The organism is Escherichia sp. KTE96, from assembly GCF_000408525.1.
GTDB lineage: Bacteria > Pseudomonadota > Gammaproteobacteria > Enterobacterales > Enterobacteriaceae > Escherichia > Escherichia marmotae.
Map to the genome: position 1 here is coordinate 1961878 of NZ_KE137149.1, position 19647 is coordinate 1981524.

General features: G+C 52.7%; 16 protein-coding genes. 5 read left to right on the top strand and 11 right to left on the bottom strand.

The genetic code is table 11. The annotated features are described in order from the left end of the window. Positions 1-8: 8 nt before the first annotated feature. From A1WG_RS05425 to cecR, 4 genes are read right to left on the bottom strand one after another with little or no spacing between them, the layout of a single operon-like run. Complete coding sequence (locus A1WG_RS05425; RefSeq protein WP_001516036.1) at positions 9-1142, bottom strand: ABC transporter permease; 1134 nt, start codon at positions 1140-1142, stop codon at positions 9-11. Beyond that, complete coding sequence (locus A1WG_RS05420) at positions 1135-2871, bottom strand: ATP-binding cassette domain-containing protein (RefSeq protein WP_000997115.1); 1737 nt, start codon at positions 2869-2871, stop codon at positions 1135-1137. Before A1WG_RS05420 ends, A1WG_RS05425 begins: the two co-directional genes overlap by 8 nt. Further along, positions 2864-3859: a secretion protein HlyD gene (gene hlyD, locus A1WG_RS05415; RefSeq protein WP_001516038.1), complete on the bottom strand. Its 996-nt coding sequence runs from the start codon at positions 3857-3859 to the stop codon at positions 2864-2866. The genes A1WG_RS05420 and hlyD overlap by 8 nt, the downstream gene beginning before the upstream one ends. A 2-nt stretch (positions 3860-3861) precedes the next feature. Next, a complete protein-coding gene (gene cecR / locus A1WG_RS05410) occupies positions 3862-4533 on the bottom strand; it encodes a DNA-binding transcriptional regulator CecR (protein WP_024191852.1) in 672 nt (223 codons plus the stop codon). Positions 4534-4761: 228 nt separating this feature from the next. Between cecR and rhlE the strand changes: the two genes are divergently transcribed. Beyond that, positions 4762-6126 carry an ATP-dependent RNA helicase RhlE gene (gene rhlE, locus A1WG_RS05405; RefSeq protein WP_000007078.1) on the top strand — a complete coding sequence of 455 codons (1365 nt, stop codon included), beginning with the start codon at positions 4762-4764 and terminating at the stop codon, positions 6124-6126. Between the two features lie 233 nt (positions 6127-6359). Here the strand turns inward: rhlE and A1WG_RS05400 are convergent, their stop codons facing one another. Further along, on the bottom strand, positions 6360-6842 hold the full coding sequence (locus tag A1WG_RS05400) for an NADAR family protein (protein ID WP_077633340.1): 483 nt from the start codon (positions 6840-6842) through the stop codon (positions 6360-6362). 119 nt (positions 6843-6961) lie between these two features. Between A1WG_RS05400 and dinG the strand changes: the two genes are divergently transcribed. The 3 genes from dinG (at position 6962) to A1WG_RS05385 (ending at position 11322) form a co-directional block, all read left to right on the top strand. Continuing rightward, on the top strand, positions 6962-9112 hold the full coding sequence (gene dinG, locus A1WG_RS05395) for an ATP-dependent DNA helicase DinG (protein ID WP_001218667.1): 2151 nt from the start codon (positions 6962-6964) through the stop codon (positions 9110-9112). 27 nt (positions 9113-9139) lie between these two features. Beyond that, a complete protein-coding gene (ybiB, locus tag A1WG_RS05390) occupies positions 9140-10108 on the top strand; it encodes a DNA-binding protein YbiB (protein ID WP_001516041.1) in 969 nt (322 codons plus the stop codon). Positions 10109-10248: 140 nt separating this feature from the next. Next, entirely contained in the window at positions 10249-11322 is a 1074-nt protein-coding gene (locus tag A1WG_RS05385; protein ID WP_001516042.1) for a malate/lactate/ureidoglycolate dehydrogenase, read from the top strand. Positions 11323-11544: 222 nt separating this feature from the next. Here A1WG_RS05385 and ybiJ read toward each other — a convergent pair whose 3' ends face one another. From ybiJ to mcbA, 5 genes are all read right to left on the bottom strand, one after another. Beyond that, complete coding sequence (gene ybiJ / locus A1WG_RS05380) at positions 11545-11805, bottom strand: DUF1471 family protein YbiJ (protein ID WP_000849310.1); 261 nt, start codon at positions 11803-11805, stop codon at positions 11545-11547. 263 nt (positions 11806-12068) lie between these two features. After that, the gene (ybiI, locus tag A1WG_RS05375) at positions 12069-12335 is read right to left on the bottom strand and encodes a C4-type zinc finger protein YbiI (protein ID WP_001516043.1); all 267 of its coding nucleotides are present in this window, start codon (positions 12333-12335) and stop codon (positions 12069-12071) included. 73 nt (positions 12336-12408) lie between these two features. After that, positions 12409-13086 (bottom strand): PKHD-type hydroxylase YbiX, encoded by a 678-nt coding sequence (gene ybiX / locus A1WG_RS05370; protein WP_001516044.1) that lies wholly within the window; start codon positions 13084-13086, stop codon positions 12409-12411. Positions 13087-13298: 212 nt separating this feature from the next. Further along, on the bottom strand, positions 13299-15581 hold the full coding sequence (locus tag A1WG_RS05365; RefSeq protein ID WP_000429983.1) for a catecholate siderophore receptor Fiu: 2283 nt from the start codon (positions 15579-15581) through the stop codon (positions 13299-13301). A gap of 263 nt (positions 15582-15844) precedes the next feature. Then, positions 15845-16105, bottom strand: a complete 261-nt coding sequence (mcbA, locus tag A1WG_RS24675; protein ID WP_001516045.1) for a DUF1471 family periplasmic protein McbA — start codon at positions 16103-16105, stop codon at positions 15845-15847. 275 nt (positions 16106-16380) lie between these two features. Here mcbA and rlmF point away from each other — a divergent pair, with 275 nt between their 5' ends. After that, the gene (gene rlmF / locus A1WG_RS05355; RefSeq protein ID WP_001516046.1) at positions 16381-17307 is read left to right on the top strand and encodes a 23S rRNA (adenine(1618)-N(6))-methyltransferase RlmF; all 927 of its coding nucleotides are present in this window, start codon (positions 16381-16383) and stop codon (positions 17305-17307) included. On the opposite strand, the gene ybiO is transcribed toward rlmF, so the two are convergent. Beyond that, positions 17304-19529 (bottom strand): mechanosensitive channel protein, encoded by a 2226-nt coding sequence (ybiO, locus tag A1WG_RS05350; protein ID WP_001516047.1) that lies wholly within the window; start codon positions 19527-19529, stop codon positions 17304-17306. The two genes, rlmF and ybiO, sit on opposite strands and share 4 nt — an antisense overlap. Positions 19530-19647 lie beyond the last annotated feature (118 nt).

The window sequence follows — 19647 nt, forward strand, 5'->3', positions numbered from 1 at the left end:
TCTTCTCCCTAATCCAGTCGACGTTTGGTTTTCAGCCACGTCAGACCGATAAACATCACCGCCGAAGCGATCAAAAACAGCACATTCACGACCAGCACTACCGGAATATTCCCGGCGAGAAACAGGCTTTGCAGGGTGCTGACGAAATAACGTGCGGGAATAATGTACGTCACCGCGCGGATCACCGCAGGCATACTGTCGATCTGAAAAATAAAGCCAGAGAGCATAATCGACGGCAAGAACGCGGCGTTCAGTGCGACTTGTGCGGCGTTGAACTGGTTGCGGGTAATCGTTGAAATCAGCAGCCCCATCCCCAGCGTACTGAGTAAAAACAGGCTGGAGATAAAAAACAGAATCAGCAGCGAACCGCGATATGGCACACCGAGAATAAATACCGACACCAGCATACACAGCAGCATTGCCAGCATGCCGAGGACGTAATAGGGGAGCAGCTTACACAGCAGCAGTTCCGTGCGGGTAATCTCCGTAGAGAGCAAAGCCTCCATAGTGCCGCGTTCCCACTCCCGCGCCACCACCAGCGAGGTGAGGATCGCGCCGATCACCGTCATGATAATGGTTACAGCACCGGGAATAATAAAGTGCTGGCTAATCGCCGCCGGGTTAAACCAGTAGCGAGTCTGGACATCAATAAGCGGCTCAAAAGTCTGCCCGTTGTCTTCCGCTTGCTGCATTTGCCAGATCTGCCAGATCCCTTCGACATAACCCTGCACAAAGTTGGCGGTATTTGGCTCGCTGCCGTCGGTAATCACCTGAATTGGCGCGGTGGCGTTGGCACGCTCCATCTGTTCCGCGAAATCCACCGGAATCACCACCAGACCACGAATTTTCCCCGCCTGCATTTTGGCGATTAATTCTTGGCGATTATCGCTGATAGTGGCGTCGACATAAGGTGAGCCTGTCATGGTGTGGGTGAAATCCAGCGCCGCTTCGCTACGCTGTTCAAGCAATATTCCGACCCTCAGCTTGCTGGAGTCGAGGTTAATGCCGTAGCCAAAAATAAACAGTAGCAACAGCGGGATCACCACCGCAATCAGCCAGCTACTCGGATCGCGAATGATCTGCCGCGTCTCTTTAACGCACAGCGCTCGCACGCGACGCCAGGACAGGATCGGATTACTCATTGCCATGCTCCTTATCCCAGTCGTGGATCAACTGAATAAAGGCTTGCTCCATCGTGGGGTCGGGTTGCTCATCGTTGGCCGATTGCGCTTTCAAATCGTCCGGCGTGCCGCTGGCAATCAGTTTCCCGCGATACACCAGTCCGATGCGGTCGCAATATTCCGCTTCATCCATAAAGTGGGTGGTGACCATCACCGTGACACCTTTCTCTACCATGCTGTTGATATGTAGCCAAAACTCGCGGCGGGTGAGGGGATCGACGCCGGAAGTGGGTTCATCGAGAAACAGAATATCCGGTTCATGCATCAACGAGCAGGCCAGCGCCAGCCGCTGCTTAAAACCTAATGGCAGTTCATCGGTAGCATGTGAGGCAATGCTTTTCAGGCCGAACGCTTCGCTCATACGGGTGATTTTTTCAGTCTGCGCCCGACCGCGTAAGCCATACACGCCGGAGAAAAAGCGTAAATTCTGTTCGACTGTCAGGTTGCCATACAGCGAAAATTTTTGCGCCATATAGCCGAGATGCTGGCGCGCTTTACCGGAACTCTCTTTCAGATCCATTCCCAGCACCAGCGCCTGACCGGAGGTCGGCACCAGCAAGCCGCACATCATCTTAAAGGTGGTGGATTTCCCCGCACCGTTTGGCCCCAGCAAACCAAAGATTTCACCGCGTTTGACGGCAAAATTGACGTGATCGGTGGCGGCAAAATCGCCAAACTTCTTGGTCAGCTCTTTCGCTTCGATCACCGTCTCGTCCGGTGAGCCTTCTACCGTATGCAATATTGCGCCCAGCGGTGATTCTGAGGTTCCGGCACCGCCCAGCAAATCAATAAACGCATCTTCAAAGCGAGGTGTGGTTTCGTTGATGTTGATTTCCGGCATTCCGTCGGCGCGGCGAATATCGTCTGGTGTGGCCTCTTTTTTGAGGATCAGACGTACTGATTTCCCCTGAATCATCCCGTCGCTGACCTGCGGCAGTTTCAGCGTTCGTTGCAGCAGTTTGCGGTTGCTTTCGTGCGGGCTGGTCATCAGAAAGCTACGTCCGGCCATGGTTTGCGTCAGAGCCTTCGGTTCTCCCTGATACAGCAACTCACCTTCGTTCATCAGCAATACGTCACGGCACTGTTCGGCTTCATCGAGATATGAGGTACTCCAGAGGATCAGCATCCCTTCGCCTGCCAGTTCGTGCACCATCTGCCACAGCTCGCGCCGTGAGATGGGGTCTACGCCGACGCCGGGTTCATCGAGCAGTAACACTTTCGGCTCACCCACCAGGGTACAGGCCAGCCCGAGTTTTTGTTTCATCCCGCCAGAGAGCTTACCCGCCAGGCGTCCGGTAAATGGGCCAAGAGAAGTAAACTCCAGCAGGCGAGCAAACGTCTGTTTTCGCGCTTCACCGGTTACGCTGCGCAAATCCGCGTACAGATTAAGATTCTCCATCACCGTGAGATCTTCATACAGACCGAATTTCTGCGGCATATAGCCGAGCACCGCGTGTAACGCCGCGTCGTTTTTGATCGGATCAAAGCCAATGACCGTAGCACTGCCGTTGTCGGGTTTCAGTAACCCGGCCAGCATCCGCATCAACGTGGTTTTACCCGCGCCATCCGGCCCCACCAGCCCCGTAACATAACCGGCATGAATGGTACAGTTGAGCGGTGCGACGGCGGGCTTGTCCATACCCGGAAAGCGTTTTTCCAGGCCGTTTAGCGTGATAACGGCATCATTCATGTCCTGCCTCGTCACCGAATTGCACCGTTACTGGCATTCCCTGGCGTAACGCATCATCGGCGTCGGTCACCACAATCCGCAGGCGATAGACAAGGTCGGTGCGCAGATCCGGCGTTTCGACGGTTTTCGGGGTAAATTCAGCGGTTGGCGAAACGAAACCAATCTGCCCGTGATACGGCTTGTCCGGGCGACCATCGGTATAGAGCAGCACTTTGCGGCCTGGCTGGGCCTGGTCGAGATTGCGCTCATCGACATAGGCACGCACCCACACCGGACGCGTTAGTGAAACGGTAAACACCGTGCCACCTTCATTGAGCACTGTGCCAGGCTCTACCGCGCGGGTTAACAGCGTGCCATCAGAGGGGGCTACCAACGTTGAGTCCTGTAAATTCAGCTCCGCCTGCGCCAGTTGCGCCTGCGCCTGTTCGAGGCTGGCTTTCGCCTGGGCGATGTCCTGTTCACGGTTACCGGAACGGTACTGACGCAATTTATCCTGTGCTGATTTCAGCGTTGCCTGGGCCTGGTCGCGCGAGGAGCGGGCATTTTCCAGGTCGTTTGCCGAAATAGTGCGGCTTTTCCACAATCCTTGCTGACGAGCATAGAAATTCTGCGCATAGTCGTAAGCGGCCTGCGCCTGTTTTACGGCAGCGGCAGCCTGGGCGATTTCTTCATCGCGATAACCGGCAAGCATCAGATCATATTGTGCCTGCGCCACCGAAACGCCTGCTTTCGCCTGCATCAGCGCAATCTCATACGGCTTGTGATCCAGTTCGCCCAGCACCTGACCCGCTTTGATGGCATCACCTTCGTCTACCGCCAGAGATTCAACGCGACCACCGACACGGAAGCTAAGATTAACAGTGCGAATATCCACGTTGCCATACAGCGTCAGGCCGTTATCCTGGCGGCTTTGATACCACCAGTAGCCTCCGGCAACCACGGCGGCAAGTACCACTACCGCCAGTCCAATCACGACAGGTTTTTTCATCACTACAAACTCCTTTGCGATAATCCTTGCAAAATCAGGTCGATATGACAGGTTACCGTCTGGTTAATCAGTTCGGTCTTTTCTTCATCGAACGCGGTCCAGCCGGTACGTAACAGAATCGTTTCTTTGCCGAGACGAAACGCCAGAATCTCGCCAATCAGCGCATGAGTATGGAGGATCATGCGGGTATCGTTGGCGTCACAGCCGGTCCAGGCGGCAATCAGGCGTGTAAGGTGGCTGTGTAGCGGACTAATCACCTGTTCATGCACCAGATGGTAGGCCGCCGTGGGAGAGAGCTGCTCACGGGAGATAAACTTGCTGAGGTTGACGGTATCATCCTGGGTGAGCAGTTGAATCATGTTCCTGCAAGCGCGAAGGATCAGTTCGCGGATAGCGGCGCGATCCGGCTGTGGTTGTGCGAACAAGCGTTCGGCTTCCTCGGCGTGCGGACGGAACTGCTCGCCAATAAAATCGGCAATCCACTGGGCGCAGGCGAGGTATAAATCTTCTTTCGAACCGAAGTAATAGGTGATGGCTGCGATATTCTGCCCGGCCTGGGCGGCGATATCGCGGGTGGTGGCGTTCATTCCATACTCACCAAACTGTGCCAGTGCCGCAGCAATTAGCTGTTTTTTGGCCTGTTCACCTTTGGTTGTCATGGCAGGACTATTCATCGCACAGCCCATTCTTAATCAAATGATTGATTAAGATTATGACTCATTTTTAGCGTTGTCCAGTATGGCTAAGAATTTTAGCAACGCCAGTCACAGGGATAATTTATGCGCTGCGTCACAAAAACTGCTACACTCCGCTCCCTCATGACATTGTGGTTTTTGTCATTTTCCTTTTCAGTATCTCCCTGAAAACTACACCGGTAACGGTCGGGGCGGTTCGGAGTAGTTATGTCTTTCGATTCTTTGGGTTTAAGCCCTGATATCCTGCGCGCCGTTGCCGAGCAAGGTTACCGTGAACCCACCCCTATTCAGCAGCAGGCGATCCCCGCAGTACTGGAAGGCCGTGATCTGATGGCCAGTGCCCAGACCGGCACGGGTAAAACAGCGGGCTTTACGCTGCCGCTACTGCAACACCTGATTTCCCGTGAGCCGCACGCCAAAGGGCGTCGTCCGGTTCGTGCGTTGATCCTCACCCCGACCCGTGAACTGGCGGCGCAGATTGGCGAAAACGTCCGTGATTACAGCAAATACCTGAACATTCGTTCGCTGGTGGTGTTTGGCGGCGTCAGCATTAACCCGCAGATGATGAAACTGCGCGGCGGTGTTGATGTGCTGGTGGCAACGCCCGGGCGTCTGCTGGACCTGGAACACCAGAATGCGGTGAAACTGGATCAGATAGAAATCCTCGTCCTTGATGAAGCTGACCGTATGCTCGATATGGGCTTTATCCACGATATTCGCCGTGTGTTAACAAAGCTGCCCGCGAAACGCCAGAACCTGCTGTTCTCCGCGACTTTCTCTGACGAGATTAAAGCGCTGGCAGAAAAACTGCTGCATAACCCGCTGGAAATCGAAGTGGCGCGCCGTAATACCGCCTCTGAGCAAGTGACCCAGCACGTTCATTTTGTTGATAAGAAACGCAAACGGGAATTACTGTCGCACATGATTGGTAAAGGTAACTGGCAGCAGGTGCTGGTGTTTACACGTACCAAACATGGTGCCAACCATCTGGCAGAACAGCTAAATAAAGATGGCATCCGCAGTGCGGCGATCCACGGTAATAAATCGCAAGGTGCGCGTACTCGTGCGTTGGCCGATTTTAAATCGGGTGATATTCGTGTGCTGGTGGCGACCGATATCGCCGCGCGTGGCCTGGATATCGAAGAGTTGCCACACGTCGTCAACTATGAGCTGCCAAACGTACCGGAAGATTACGTGCACCGCATCGGGCGTACCGGTCGTGCCGCAGCCACCGGCGAAGCGTTATCGCTGGTGTGTGTTGATGAGCACAAACTGTTGCGCGATATCGAAAAACTGCTGAAAAAAGAGATCCCGCGTATCGCTGTTCCGGGCTATGAGCCGGATCCGTCAATTAAAGCCGAACCGATCCAGAACGGTCGCCAGCAACGCAGCGGCGGCGGTCGTGGGCAGAGCGGTGGTCGTAGTCAACAGCAACCGCGTCGCGCAGAAAGCGGTGCGAAGGCTGGTAACGCGAAGCCTGCAGCAAAACCGTCTCGTCGTCTTGGTGATGCCAAACCGGCAGGCGAGCAACAACGTCGCCGCCGTCCGCGTAAACCTGCCGCAGCTCAGTAATCTTTTATGCCGGGTAATGCCCGGCATCTGAGACTGATGACAAACGCAAAACTGCCTGATGCGCTACGCTTATCAGGCCTACGTGGTTCCTACAATATATTGAATTTTAACAACTTGTAGGCCGGATAAGGCGTTCGCGCCGCATCCGGCATATCACTACAAGCGCTAGTCAGCAATTTGCAAGCGCGGCAAAAAGATTTCTCTGTTTTACCGCCCACAAGCCACCCGATGCGTTACTTCTCCGCAGCCAATTGTTCGCGCAGCTCCATTAAAAGGTAGCCCAGGCGATTCTTGCCCTGACCATTACCGCCATCTCCCCAGTAAGCATCATTTTTCGTATGCTCAACCAGTTTCGCTGACGCGGTTGCCAGCAGGAGCGCGCGCAGTTCTGCGTGTTGTTCGAATTTAGCGCGAAGCGCTTTGCGCATCACCTCTTCTTTTATCGACTCCCAGTTTTTACGCAGGGGCTTAGAACGGTCACGCCCCATACGCGCGGCGATCATGGGTGAGGAAATCCGGCGGATCTCTTCGTGGTATTTTTCATCAAGGAACTTTTGTGCCTGAAAATAGTGTTCTGAGGTGGGCCAGGTTTTGTCGTCAATCTTGATGGCCCAGGCGGCAAAGTTAGAAAAATCCCCGTAGTCGTCACTGGTGCTGTAGAAATTTATGATGGTGTCTTGCATGACGTGTTGAATCCTTTGTTGTCGAACAGGAATTAGACCGTATTATCCTGGCGGTTATTGCGAGCCACTTTCCAGAAACAGAAAAATCATTACCCCTGAAAACTGAAAAATGCCACAATATTGGCTGTTTATACAGTATTTCAGGTTTTCTCATGGCATTAACCGCCGCGCTTAAAGCGCAAATTGCCGCCTGGTATAAGGCGCTTCAGGAACAGATCCCCGACTTTATTCCCCGTGCGCCGCAGCGGCAGATGATTGCGGATGTCGCCAAAACACTGGCCGGAGAAGAAGGGCGGCATCTGGCGATTGAAGCCCCCACCGGCGTTGGGAAAACGCTCTCCTATTTGATCCCCGGCATCGCCATTGCCCGCGAAGAGCAAAAAACGCTGGTGGTGAGTACCGCTAACGTGGCGTTGCAGGATCAGATCTACAGCAAAGATTTGCCGCTGCTGAAAAAGATCATTCCCGATCTAAAATTCACCGCCGCTTTCGGGCGTGGGCGCTACGTTTGCCCGCGTAACCTGACGGCGCTCGCCAGTACCGAACCCACACAACAGGATCTGCTCGCGTTTCTCGACGATGAACTGACACCGAACAATCAGGAAGAACAAAAACGTTGTGCAAAGCTGAAGGGCGATCTCGATACTTATAAATGGGATGGCCTGCGCGATCACACTGATATCGCCATTGATGACGATCTCTGGCGTCGTCTGAGTACCGACAAAGCCAGTTGCCTCAACCGTAACTGTTATTACTACCGCGAATGTCCGTTTTTTGTTGCCCGCCGGGAAATTCAGGAAGCGGAAGTGGTAGTGGCAAACCATGCGCTGGTGATGGCGGCGATGGAAAGCGAAGCGGTATTGCCAGAACCGAAAAATTTGCTGCTGGTGCTGGATGAAGGTCATCACCTGCCGGACGTGGCGCGGGATGCGCTGGAAATGAGCGCGGAAATTACTGCACCCTGGTATCGGCTACAACTGGATCTGTTCACAAAACTGGTCGCCACCTGCATGGAGCAGTTTCGCCCGAAGACCATTCCACCGCTGGCGATCCCTGAACGGTTGAATGCGCATTGTGAAGAGTTGTATGAGCTTATCGCCTCTTTAAACAACATCCTCAATCTCTATATGCCTGCCGGGCAAGAGGCAGAGCACCGTTTTGCGATGGGCGAATTGCCGGATGAAGTACTGGAGATCTGCCAGCGGCTGGCAAAACTGACCGAGATGCTGCGTGGTCTGGCTGAGTTATTCCTCAATGATTTAAGTGAGAAAACCGGTAGCCATGACATTGTGCGTTTGCATCGACTGATTTTGCAGATGAACCGCGCGCTGGGGATGTTTGAGGCGCAGAGCAAACTCTGGCGGCTGGCGTCTCTGGCGCAATCTTCTGGTGCGCCGGTAACCAAATGGGCGACGCGGGAAGAACGCGACGGGCAGCTACATCTCTGGTTTCACTGTGTGGGGATCCGCGTCAGCGATCAACTCGAAAGGCTGCTGTGGCGCAGTATTCCGCACATTATTATCACTTCTGCAACCTTGCGTTCGCTGAACAGTTTTTCGCGTTTGCAGGAGATGAGTGGGTTGAAAGAGAAAGCGGGCGATCGCTTTGTGGCGCTGGATTCCCCCTTCAACCACTGCGAACAGGGCAAAATTGTCATTCCGCAGATGCGTTATGAACCGTCCATTGACAACGAAGAGCAGCATATTGCCGAAATGGCGGCCTTTTTCCGTGAGCAGGTAGAGAGCAAAAAACATCTCGGCATGTTGGTGTTGTTTGCCAGCGGGCGGGCGATGCAGCGATTTCTCGACTATGTGACAGATTTACGTCTGATGTTGCTGGTGCAGGGCGATCAGCCTCGCTACCGCTTAGTTGAACTGCATCGTAAACGCGTTGCTAACGGTGAGCGCAGTGTATTGGTAGGTTTACAGTCTTTTGCCGAAGGCCTTGATCTGAAAGGTGACCTGCTAAGTCAGGTGCATATTCATAAAATCGCCTTTCCCCCCATCGACAGCCCGGTGGTGATCACCGAAGGCGAATGGCTAAAAAGTCTTAATCGTTATCCCTTTGAGGTACAAAGCCTGCCGAGCGCCTCGTTTAACCTGATTCAGCAAGTTGGGCGTCTGATTCGAAGCCACAGTTGCTGGGGTGAAGTGGTGATTTATGATAAACGCTTGTTAACCAAAAACTACGGCAAGCGGTTACTTGATGCCTTACCGGTGTTTCCGATTGAGCAACCAGAAGTCCCTGAAGGTATAGTTAAAAAGAAAGAAAAAGCAAAATCCCCACGCCGTCGGCGGCGTTAATGATGTGAGTCAGGTAAGGAGTCATAAATGGACTATCGCAAAATCATCAAAGAGATCGGGCGCGGCAAAAACCATGCGCGCGATTTAGACCAGGATACGGCGCGCGGCCTGTATGCCCATATGCTCAACGGTGAAGTACCTGACCTTGAGTTGGGCGGCGTATTGATGGCGCTGCGTATCAAAGGGGAAGGGGAAGCAGAGATGCTCGGCTTTTACGAAGCCATGCAAAATCACACCATCAAGTTGACGCCCCCTGTTGGCAAGCCGATGCCTGTTGTTATTCCCAGTTACAACGGTGCGCGTAAACAGGCCAACCTGACGCCATTGCTGGCGCTCCTGCTGCACAAACTCGGTTTTCCAGTAGTGGTTCACGGTGTTAGCGAAGATCCGACCCGCGTGCTGAGCGAAACCATTTTCGAACTGATGGGGATTACGCCAACGCTGCACGGCGGCCAGGCGCAGGCGAAGCTCGACGAACATCAACCTGTGTTTATGCCTGTAGGCGCGTTTTGCCCGCCGCTGGAAAAACAACTGGCGATGCGCTGGCGGATGGGCGTGCGTAACAGTGCGCATACGCTGGCGAAACTGGCGACGCCATTTGCTGAAGGTGATGCGCTGCGTCTTTCCAGTGTTTCGCATCCGGAATATGTCGGGCGGGTGGCGAAATTCTTTAACGACATCGGTGGGAGGGCGCTGTTAATGCACGGCACCGAAGGCGAAGTGTATGCAAATCCGCAACGCTGTCCGCAAATCAATCTGATTGATCGCGAAGGAACGCGGGTGCTGTATGAAAAACAGGACGATGCAGGCAGTGAGCTACTGATACTGCCAGAAGCAAAAGACCCGGAAACCACCGCGAAGTGGATTGAGCGTTGTCTGGCAGGCAGCGAACCGATTCCCAAATCACTAAAAATCCAGATGGCTTGCTGCCTGGTGGCGGCGGGCGAAGTGGCATCCGTTAGCGATGGCCTGGCGCGCGTTAAGCAATCATTTTAATTTCTCCCCCTGCCGGATGATGAGCGTCATCCGGCCTTTACTCCACAGCAACATGAAATTGCAGCATATTTATTGACCTTCCCGCGTGCGGCGCGCAGCATAAAAAAGCAACAGGCATATAACATAAACAGGAGTTAACTATGGCAAGTGGTCATCGCTTTCATGCCCGGACGCTGCACAACTTTATTCTGACTGTGTTTCGTCAGATGGGTAGCGAGGAACAGGAAGCAAAACTAGTAGCAGATCATTTAATTGCGGCAAATCTGGCAGGGCATGATTCACATGGGATTGGCATGATCCCGAGCTATGTGCATTCCTGGCGACTGGGTTCTTTGCAAATCAACCATCACGCTAAAATTGTCAAAGATGCGGGGGCAGTGGTCACGCTTGATGGCGATCGTGCATTCGGTCAGGTGGCGGCGTACGAGGCCATGACACTTGGCATTGAAAAAGCGCGTCAGCACGGAATTGCTGCTGTGGCACTGCGTAACTCTCATCATATCGGGCGTATCGGTTACTGGGCGGAACAGTGCGCAGCGGCGGGGTTTGTCTCTGTTCACTTTGTGAGCGTAGTGGGGATTCCGATGGTGGCACCGTTCCATGGTCGCGATCGTCGCTTCGGCACCAATCCGTTCTGCGTGGTCTTTCCACGAAAGGATAACTTCCCGCTGTTGCTTGATTATGCCACCAGCGCCATTGCATTTGGCAAAACCCGTGTCGCCTGGCATAAAGGTGTGCCCGTACCGCCAGGCTGCCTGATTGATGTTAACGGCGTGCCGACGACCAATCCGGCAGTGATGCAGGAGTCACCGTTGGGATCACTGCTGACCTTTGCCGAACATAAAGGTTATGCCCTGGCGGCGATGTGCGAAATTCTTGGTGGTGCGCTTTCCGGCGGCAAAACGACCCATCAGGAAACGTTACAAACCAGCCCCGATACCATTCTTAACTGTATGACCACCATCATCGTTAACCCGGAATTGTTCGGCGCGCCAGATTGTGCAGAGCAGACCGAAGCCTTTGCCGAGTGGGTGAAAGCTTCGCCGCATGATGAAGATAAGCCGATTTTGCTGCCAGGCGAATGGGAAGTGAATATGCGCCGTGAACGGCAGGAGCTGGGGATCCCGTTAGATGCCGGGAGCTGGCAGGCGATTTGTGACGCGGCGCGGCAAATTGGTGTACCAGAAGCGACGTTGCAGACTTTCTGCCAATAGTCAGCCAGCGAAAAAAAGCCCGTCCAGTGACGGACGGGCAAACAAGGGTAACATAGGATCAATGAGGGTTAGAGCACATGCGTCTGTCGGTAAACAGACAGGGAAATTCTTTTGCCGGATGCCGGTCAACGGTTCGGATTTTGTAGGCCTGATAAGACGCGGTAGCGTCGCATCAGGCACTTGTTGCCGGATGCGACGTAAACACCTTATCCGACCTGTGAATTACTTATAGATAACCGCAGTTCCGCTTAATTTATTGTTGTTGGTGGCAGAAGTAATGCTGTATCCACTGGCACCAGCCGCCGCAGCTTTTTCTGCCAGTTTTGCTTCCAGCGCGTCGAGGGTGGATGCGCCATCGGCAGAAACTACGCCGATTTTATTCATGCTTTGTGCCTGGGATGCCGTTACCGGTTGTGCCGCGAACACGCCAAATGACAGAGTTGAAAGAGCCATAGCAGCAACAACAGTATTGATAGTTTTCATAATTAATCTCTCGCAGGTGATTTTGTTTAAGTGACGTTGTTTCGTCGATGTGATGAGTATCACGTTTTTTCACGAGAGATAAAATCGAAGAGAATTGACCGCCTTGTTCAAATAAATTGATTGATATCTAAGATGCTGATAATTCATCTATTTGTCGTGCTTATGATTCAATTTTGTACCGCGTGTCAGTTACGGCTGCGTTAAAGGCACGGAATGCCACGCAAAATGCAAATTATACTTGCTGTACTCCATGCCAGTTGTAGTTAACGTAACTGGCTGTCCTTCGAGCCTCTGCGATTATATCCTGTATAAGAAGGTTTTTGTAAATCTTTCTCCTGCTGGCAGTGGATGCATAAACGTACGCCAGGAATGGCTTCCCGACGGGCCTGCGGGATGGGAGCACCGCACTCTTCACATTCATACAGGCTTTCACCACGCGGGATTTCACCCCGAGCGCGGGCAACCGCATCTTCAATTGTACTGTTGATCTGTTCGTTGACGGCGTCATCATTAGCCCAACCGGATGCCATATCGTCCTCCCCATATCAATGCTTGTACAATTAAGTGTAGCTAATATAGGGACAAACTCTGGCAGTTCAACTGTCAGATCTCCGACCATTCTCGCAGCAGATTGTGATAAAGATTGAGTAGCGACAGGATTTCTTCACCTTCACCAAAGCGGTTTTTCAGCGACTGAATGTTGTTGTCCAAATCGAATAGCATGGCGCGCTTTTTATCATCGCGGATCATCGACTGGATCCACATAAACGAGGCCATCCGCACGCCGCGCGTGACGGGCGTTACGCTGTGCAGGCTACTCGAAGGATACAACACCAGATCGCCTGCCGGGAGTTTTACCCGATGCTGCCCGAAGGTGTCATTGACGACCAGTTCGCCGCCTTCATAGCTTTGTGGATCGCTCAAAAACAGCGTCGCAGAAAGGTCTGTGCGCATCCAGCCGTTTTGCGGATGACTGCGTACTGCGCCATCCACATGAAAACCATAGGTTTCATTGTTCTGATAACGATTAAACAGCGGCGTGGATAGGGTACGCGGCAAGGCAGCGGCAAAGAACAGAGCATGTTGGTTAACCGCGTTAAGCACCTCAGTTTGCAATGCGGCATATAACGCGCTGCGGGTGTCCACTTGCTGATTGCTCTTAACTTGTGCGCCCTGCGCGCCAGTGGTGACACGACCATCAATCCATTCGGCTTGTTCCAGTTGTTCACGAAGACGTGCGACGTCCTGTGGCGATAACACGCCGGGAATGTGGTACATCATACAAGTTCTCCAAAAAGTAGGGCTTTCACCCCACACCGATTTTTAACAGCAGGTGCTTTGTTCATGCCGGATGCGGCGTGAATGCCTTATCCGGCCTACCAAATGATGTGAACTCAACGTGTTGCACAACCTTGTAGGCCTGATAAGCGCAGCGCATCAGGCAGTCCTGTTCTCGCCATCAATCTTAGTAAGCCCTGCGCCCCATATCTGAATCAGAAATGCATATTGGCGGTGAGCAGGAAGGTTCTTGGCTCGCCCGGATGATAGCGGTAGCCGCTCTTGTTAATCGAGGCCACGTAATTGGTATCAAACAGGTTGTAGACGTTTAACTGGAAATCGAGGTTGCGATTGACGCGATAGCCCAATTTGGCATCGGCAACCCAATAACCTTCAGTAAACGCCGGAGTTCCCACCGCGCCGTCAGAACCTTTATGCATACTGCCGATATAGCGTGCGCCTGCACCAATGGAGATATCATCCGTTGCCTGATACTGGCTCCATAAGGTAAAGGCGTGTTCTGGCGTATACGGCAGTGATGACGAACCATCCTGAGCCACGTCTGCACCATTTTTAATGGTCGCTTTTTGCTGGGTATATCCGCCAATCACCTGCCATGCGGGAGTGATATTTCCAGCCACGGAAATCTCATAGCCTTCGACGCGCTTTTTACCGTACTGCGAGTAAGTCCCGTCGTCGTTTTGCTCAACTTCATTTTCGATATCGGTACGGAACAGCGCGGCAGTTAGTAGCAAGCGTTTATCCAGCACTTGCCATTTGGTGCCAATTTCGCTGGTCTTCGCTTTTTGCGGTTTAAAGTCGGTGCGGTTGGCGCTGTTACCGCTGCCAGACTGTGCAAGAGCGAAGTTGCTGCCGCCAGGCGGTTGTTGGGAAACAGCATAGTTGACGTAGACATTGCCATTTTCCGTCAGATGATACAGCGCCCCGGCTTTCCAGTTGACCAGATTGCCCGACCTGGCGGTGTCGACGGTGGTGACCGGAGAACCGTTTGCCGCGCCAGTTGGGCAGGTGACGGCACCGCGACCACTGCCGCCGCAGGCGGTAGCACTGTCATATTCAGTATGATAATTGTCCAGACGGATCCCGCCGTTCAGCTCAAAATCACGGGTGATTTGCAGCGTATCGAAGGCATAAATCGCGAAGGTATCTGTCTGGCCGTTAGCATTGGCACCGTTGCGCGTCAGACTGCCAGGATGAATGCTGCTGTCAGGATGGTAAATGTTCACCGGCGGTAACGTCACCGGATTAACGCCGTAGTTGGTCTGCGTTTCGCGGGTAAATTCCACGCCGGTACTGACATCATGGGCGATTGAACCGGTATAGAACGCCGACGTCAGGTTAGTCTGGTTGGTGAGGATTTTATTACTCACATCTTTAGTATTCGCCGTGCGTGACCACGTCCAGCTATCCACATTGCTGGTGGGCTGGGTAATATTCGATGCTCCGCCCATAATCGCCGTCATCAGATAATCCTGCTTCACGCGCGACCAGCGGGTGGTATTACGAATGGTGGTGTTATCGCTGATGTCATGTTCAAAACGCATAGTGGCGGTATCGGTGGTCGAATCGTCGTAATCGGAGTCCGTACCATAAAAGTTATGCGTATCCACCTTACCGGAATGGTTCAGTGCCGCCGTTCCTGCAGAAGGTGCGGAATAACCCGGCAAACCAATGGTCGGAATGCCGCCGTCCGGCGTGTTGTGCTGGGTAACGTGTAAATAGTTGAGATACAAACGCGTCGACGTACCGAGGCCTAATGCCACGGAAGGGGCGACGCCGTAACGTTCATTTTTAACCTTATCGCGCCCGGCATCGTGCGTTTTTTCGCCCATCACATTCAGGCGCACTGCGCTGGTGTCACCAATCACCTGATTGACGTCCAGTGTGCCGCGACGGAACCAGGCGCTACCAATACTGGCAGAGGCGTCAATACCAGAGTCATTACGTGGCTGTTTACTGATCATATTGATCGAACCCGTCGGCGCGCTGCGTCCGTAATCGGTGCCGGATGGGCCTTTAATGACTTCCACCTGTTCGGTATTGAAAGTGTCACGTGAGACACTACCAATATCGCGGATGCCATCAATATAAATGCTGTTAGAGGTATCCGCACCGCGCATATAAATGGCGTCGCCGGTAGTGGAATTACCATTCTCACCGGCAAAAAATGCGCCCACGCCAGGTACGTTTTTTAGCGCGTCAGTAAGGTTGGTTGCGCCCTGATCTTTTATCACCTGTTCAGAAATCACCGTCATTGTGCGGGTGGTATCGATGACCGGGCGGGAGAATTTTGGATCGGCAGATTTAAGTGGCGCATAAAGCGAAGGCGTCGATGCCTCGACAACCAGTGTATCATCAGTGTTTTGTTGCCCTTCTGCGGCGAGAGCCTGTGGCACAGGCGTGATGCCGATACAAAGACCGGCAAAGAACGTGAGCGAATGAAAGGGTCTGGCAGGGAAATTGCGATTGTTTTCCATTTGGCAGGTGACTTTTTCTTATATGTTTAAATTTTCACTGTCACGAGAAAGCGTCTCTGCGGATGCGATGCCACTGTTAATCCCGTAATAGTAATCTTGAAGTGATAATAATTTTGATAAGCATTATCACCTGGCGCGATTTTCTATCACCCATTGCGTGAAAAATAAATACATTTATTTACATTGTGTTCATATTTGATGTTTTTTGCTTACAAAACAGGCGAAAACTGCATCCAGAGGCGAATGCAGTTGCGTTGGTGTGGTTATTTGTAGATGGTTGCAGTACCGAACATCTGATCATTTCCGCCTGCGGAATTAATGACATAACCTTTCGCGCCTTGTTCGCGCGCTTTTTCTGCCAGTTTTTCCTCCAGATCGCTTAGGTTAGATGCACCGGTTGCCGAAACGGTTCCGGCTGGCCGTAGTTGACCGCTGTCCTGGTTACTCAGAGGTTGCGCGGCATAAGCCGTGAAGGTGATTCCGCTCAGGACGGTGGCAAGCAGTAGTGCGAGGCACTTTTTCATAATGACATCCTCATAAATACAACGAGTAGTGCCTGATAAGTGTAGGTCTCCTGCGTGATGAGAATGACGCAAAAAATTGACAGAGATGTGCTTGTTTTTTGAACGATATGTTTTTACAAAACCAGACAAATCAATGACATGCATGGTGCTGATTTTTATGGTGAATTGCTGAAAAATGCAGTCAGGTTAAGGTTTTGAGTCATGTTAAACGCAGCCAGATATTTACCCTGCCGCGTTATGCGGGTATCTTACGCCGCTGCTTAAAGGAGAATGCTATGTCCGCCCAGAAACCGGGGTTGCACCCGCGCAACCGTCATCACAGCCGCTACGATCTCGCCACGCTTTGTCAGGTGAATCCTGAACTGAAGCAATTTCTCACGCTTACCCCTGCCGGTGAGCAAAGCGTAGACTTCGCCAATCCGCTGGCGGTGAAGGCGCTCAACAAGGCGTTGCTGGCACATTTTTATGCCGTGGCGAACTGGGATATTCCTGACGGTTTTCTGTGTCCGCCAGTACCTGGCCGGGCGGATTATATTCATCATCTTGCCGATTTACTGGCTGAGGCGACCGGAACAATTCCGGCCAGTGCCAGCATTCTGGATATCGGCGTTGGCGCGAACTGTATTTATCCGCTGATTGGCGTACATGAATATGGCTGGCGTTTTACCGGTACTGAAACTAACAGTCAGGCGTTAAGCAGCGCGCAGGCGATCATCAGCGCCAATCCGGGACTTAACCGCGCCATCCGCCTGCGTCGGCAAAAAGAGAATAGTGCTATTTTTAACGGCATTATCCATAAAAATGAGCAATATGACGCAACCTTGTGTAACCCGCCGTTCCACGACTCTGCCGCGGCAGCGCGTGCTGGTAGCGAGCGCAAACGGCGTAATCTCGGATTAAACAGAGACGATGCGTTGAACTTTGGCGGTCAGCAGCAGGAGCTGTGGTGCGAAGGCGGTGAAGTGGCTTTCATCAAAAAGATGATTGAAGAGAGTAAAGGCTTTGCGAAGCAGGTAATGTGGTTCACCTCGCTGGTTTCTCGTGGCGAAAACTTACCGCCGTTGTATCGTGCTCTGACGGATGTTGGTGCGGTGAAAGTGGTCAAAAAAGAGATGGCCCAGGGGCAAAAGCAGAGCCGCTTCATTGCCTGGACCTTTATGAACGACGAACAGCGTCGTCGTTTTGCCAATCGTCAGCGTTAAAGTGTCGGTTCTCCCGGTAGTAATGGTTCTGCCGGGGTAACGCCCGGAGCAGGCAGCACTTGATAAGTCTGTATCGGTGCGCGAACACCCGCCTGGTCGAAATGTTTTTTTACCTGGCTGTCGAGGGCAAAACGTACCGTCCACTGTTTGAGTGGCAGCGTGGTAAACGAAACACGCAGTGTAAACGCGGTATTGCTTAAGCCAACAATTCCGGCAAAGTTAGGTTCACCGATAATCAGCCCACGAACTTCTTCATTTTCCATCACTTCCGCCACGGCATCTTTTAGCGCCTGATTGGCTTTATCGGCATCTTCATGACGATCAACATCGTAATTCGCCACCACAGAGCCAATGCCGCGGACAAAGTTGGCAAAGGTGGTTATCGAGGACCACGGAATAATGTGATAAGCCCCGGTATCCTGGCGCACGCCCACGGATCGAATCGACATGCGTTCAACCGTGCCGGTCAGCGGCCCGATGGTGACTAAATCTCCGGTATTCATGCCGTTTTCAAACTGAATAAACACCCCGGTAATAATATCTTTCACCAGCGTTTGCGAACCGAAGGAAATCGCCAGCCCTAACGCTCCGGCTCCTGCCAGTAGCGGCGCAATATTGACGCCAATTTCCGACAACACAATCATAATGGTGATGGTACTGATTACCACCGCCAGCGCGTTGCGAAACAGTGTCAGCAGGGTACGCGTGCGGGCGCTGGGCAGCGGGCGACCATGAATATCCGAAGCCAGCCGATTTTCGATCAAACTGGCGAGTACCGTCCAGCCAACTGCCGAGAAGAAAAGGATGAGAGCGATGCGGATCAGGATATCCACCGTTTTCTGCCCCGCGCCGTTTTGCAGCCAGTTCCAGAAATCGAACAGTCCCCAGGCGCTGAATAGTAGCATCACCGCTACGCACACTGTCAGAATACGTGCCGTTTTCAGCGCCGCCGACAGCCAGCCGTTCAGCCGTTTTTGCAGTTCCGGATAGTTACGCTGAGTGTGTGGCGAAAGGGTAATGGTTTTTGCCAGCCAGCGAGAAAACATACCGGAAACAAACGCCGCGATCCCAATAATCGCCAGGCTACGCACCGTCGCGCCCATCATAAATTTCAGGCTGTTTCCTGGGTCAAATAACGAGAAGAAAAACAGCACGATAAAATAGGCGCTTGCCAGCCAGTGCCACACCAGCGCAAAAGCACGAATAAACAGACTGAAAAAGGCCAGTGAGTGTTCCGCGAAGTTGAGCAAATGCTGGGTAATCTCTTTTTTATTACGGAATATCAGATACAACGCCCACACCGTCATACACAGCATGATGATGACGTTCGCGAGTGCCCCGATTTGCACATTCACCTGGTTTGAGATAATCGGTACAGCCACAATCAGGCCATAACCAATCAGGCCGCTTAGCCAGCTAAGGCGGCGGCACCAGTAGCGGGCACTCTCATCCTGAATAGAGAATGGACGCAGTTCAGCAACGTTCGGGCAGAAAATCAGGCGTAAAACAGCTTTGAAAAATTCAATCAGGGCGAAAGCATTGAGAAACAGACTCTGTTGAAAAGCAATGGTGCGGCTGCCCGCATTCAGGTTGTCGCTTAAAACCTGACCGACAAATAATGTCAGTGCCAGTAACAGCAGGTCGATAATAAACGCACCGATAATCATCGCCGGAAGCTGCAACCAGTTACTGCGCTCACGATTTTTCTGCCGCGCCCACAGACCCATGTTGCGATATAACGGCAGTGCGCACAGGCGAACCAGCCAGTAAAAACTAAACACTAAAACGGCCAGCATGGAAAAATGGGTAAGGGCGTTGTTGAAGGTTTGCGGATTAAACGGTTTATGTGGGGAGCCAGTAATATTGCGATAAAGTTGCCCGAAGCGTGCGGAGAGAGCTTCACCATAATGGCGACTGACTTCGGTCACCTTTTGTAGCACGGTTTGCTCTTCAACCAGCGTTGGCGGCACGATCTTCGGTACGGGTTCCGCGGGGGGCGTGGCGGCGACGGTGCGTAACTGATCGACCAGCTCTTTGCGCGAGGTGTCATTATCCAGTACATCCGCCAGTGCACCATAGGCCGCTTTTTTTTGTTCAATATCCGGTTCCGGAGCCGGTTCAGTCGTTGGGGCCGTTGTCGTTGTGGTTGTAACGCCGGGTATGGATACCGCGTGGGCAGGTGCGCCCAGCAGGCAGAAGAGGATGAACAGGATCCACCGCATGACTCCTCCAGTGAGAAAATAGAGCAAAAAGATAAGTATAGATGCTGGGGGAGGGGGAATTTTAAATGAGAGGAATCTGGTGTTCCTCCCTTTCGGGTGAAAGGGAGGAAGGGATATT